The organism is Vibrio olivae (genome assembly GCF_042428525.1).
GTDB lineage: Bacteria > Pseudomonadota > Gammaproteobacteria > Enterobacterales > Vibrionaceae > Vibrio > Vibrio olivae.
In genome coordinates this window covers 1-535 of sequence record NZ_JBHMEP010000127.1, presented here as the reverse complement: position 1 = coordinate 535, position 535 = coordinate 1, and the positions used below count along the sequence as shown (strand labels likewise).

General features: G+C 44.7%; 1 protein-coding gene. It reads left to right on the top strand.

From position 1 onward, the window contains the following. On the top strand, positions 1-204 hold a 204-nt coding region (locus ACFFUV_RS24200; protein ID WP_512701417.1), incomplete at its 5' end, for a 2-amino-4-hydroxy-6-hydroxymethyldihydropteridine diphosphokinase. Between the last annotated feature and the right edge of the window lie 331 nt (positions 205-535).

Genomic DNA, 535 nt, shown 5'->3' with positions numbered 1-535 from the left:
GACCGTGTGATAGACATCGACCTGTTGCTCTGTTTTGCCGATGACGGTACTCCCGTTTTGCTGGATACTCCCGAACTGAAACTTCCTCATCCGCTGATGCAGGAACGCCGTTTCGTGATGGAGCCGTTGGCGGAGATTGCTTCAGGCGTGGTGCATCCGGTATTGGGAAAGACAATCGGGGAATTGTTGCAAAATCAGTGTTAATCTCTGCTATCTGTAGCGCAGATACAAGATTTCTTTTTTATCTTTGCCTCCGGAAAGCGAAGATAGGCTGCACCTCAGCATAAAAAATGAACAAGTTCATTTTGTTCTGCTTTCGGTTTGCACTATCTTTGCACCGTTCAAAAGAAGTAAAATGTAAATAAAAACAATGAAGGTACATATTCATCCGCATTATGCCGCCTACGAGAGTTATATCCGAGCCATCCCATCGGAAGAATATGAACGGGAAGAGGTTTATTGTAACCGAAGGAACACAGTCGAAAGAGTGCGGTTCGGAGACAAGGACTTCGTAATCAAGAAATACAAAAGACCT